Raw genomic sequence first — 1,557 nt, 5'->3', positions numbered from 1 at the left:
CGGCAAGGCGGCACACTCGGCGATCACCGCAAGCACTGGTTCCGGGCGAAATTCTTCCAGCAGTATCGGCTGTTCTATCGGTTCAACAGCGATGCGAAGGTCATCGTGGTGGCCTGGGTGAACGACGACAAGACCCTGCGCGCCTACGGCAGCAAGACGGATGCCTATGCGACGTTAGAGGTGGCTCGGTTCATCTGAACAGTTTCGAGCCGTATCGTAAGTGGATTTCCCGCTCGGTCATGCCGCGACCGGGATTGGCTGCGGCTTGATCTGATATGCCTGATCGGGCGTCTGCCCGTTCAGTGATGAATGCGGTCTCCTCGTGTTGTAGAAGGTCAGGTATCGGGCAAGGCCGCTTCGGGCTGCCGACACGCTGTCGTAGGCGTGCAGATAGACCTCCTCGTATTTGATGCTGCGCCAGAGCCGCTCGACGAAGACATTGTCGCGCCAAGCCCCTTTTCCGTCCATGCTGATCTTGATGTCCGCGTCCTTCAGCGCCTTGATGAAGTCGATGGACGTAAATTGGCTGCCCTGATCTGAGTTCATGATCTCCGGCTTGCCGAACCGGCGGACCGCCTCGTTCAGCGCCTCCAGGCATGGTGCGGTTTCAAGCGTCACCGACAGCCGCCATGCCAACACTTTTCGACTGAACCAGTCCAGAACCGCCACCAGATAGACGAACCCTCGGGCCATAGGGATGTAGGTAATGTCTGTCGCCCAGACCTGATTGGGGCGTGTGATTGCCAGTTTGCGCAGCAGATACGGATAGATTTTGTGACCGGGTGTCGGCTTCGACGTGTTCGGCCTGCGATAGAGCGCTTCGATGCCCATGGTCCTCATGCAAGTCGCAACATGAAGCCGCCCGGCGGCGAAGCCTTCTTGGCGCAACAACCCCTTCATCATCCGGCTCCCCGCAAACGGATATTCCATGTGCAGCTCATCGATCCGGCGCATCAGTTTGAGGTCCGCGTCGCTGGTCGGGCGCGGTTCATAGTAGAGACTGCCCCGGCTGATCCCCAGCAACTCGGCCTGCCGTGTCAGGCTCAGCCTGTGGCCCGGGTTCGTCATTTCCTTGCGCCCGGCAACAGACCGGCCTTGTCGAGCGCTCCCTCTAAAAAATCGTTTTCCAGCGCAAGCTGGCCGATCTTAGCATGCAAGGCTTTGACATCGATCTGGGGAGCTTTCGATGCCCTCGGCTTGTCATCGAAGACATCCGATACGCCATCGAGCAGCTGATCTTTCCACTGCTTGATCTGGTTTGGGTGCAGGTCGAACTGCGTCGCCAGCTCGCTCATCGTTCTGTCGCCCTTCAGCGCCGCCAACGCGACTTTCGCCTTGAAGGCAGGGCTGTGGTTCCGTCTGGGTCGTCTTGTCATCTTTGCTCCTTCGTCCCGACAAAGCTGCCGGATTGGGAGCAGAAAATCCACCTAACTCATCTGTTCAGATTTGCCGGGCCACCTCTATCAAGACCAGACGGGCAGGGGAGGGGCGTAGCACCCGGAGGCGTGGGGGCATTCCCACTCGGACGGCAGATCTGACCCGTGGGCGGGGCTGAAA

Annotated in this window: 2 protein-coding genes; one reads left to right on the top strand and one right to left on the bottom strand. The window is 59.3% G+C overall.

The window, feature by feature from the left end:
* Positions 1-198, top strand: a 198-nt coding sequence (locus CLV77_RS00175; RefSeq protein WP_244901582.1) for a type II toxin-antitoxin system YhaV family toxin, incomplete at its 5' end; no start/stop codon positions are given.
* A gap of 39 nt (positions 199-237) precedes the next feature.
* On the opposite strand, the gene CLV77_RS00170 is transcribed toward CLV77_RS00175, so the two are convergent.
* Positions 238-1,376 (bottom strand): IS3 family transposase gene (locus CLV77_RS00170; RefSeq protein WP_100339196.1). Its coding sequence is split into 2 segments (ribosomal slippage): positions 238-1,112 and positions 1,112-1,376, totalling 1,140 coding nucleotides; the frame shifts between segments, so codons are not numbered across the junction.
* Positions 1,377-1,557: the final 181 nt, after the last annotated feature.

Origin of the sequence: Brevirhabdus pacifica (genome assembly GCF_002797755.1) — a bacterium.
Taxonomy (GTDB): domain Bacteria; phylum Pseudomonadota; class Alphaproteobacteria; order Rhodobacterales; family Rhodobacteraceae; genus Brevirhabdus; species Brevirhabdus pacifica.
The sequence above is the reverse complement of the archived record's forward strand: the minus strand, read 5'-3'. Positions and strand labels throughout refer to the sequence as shown.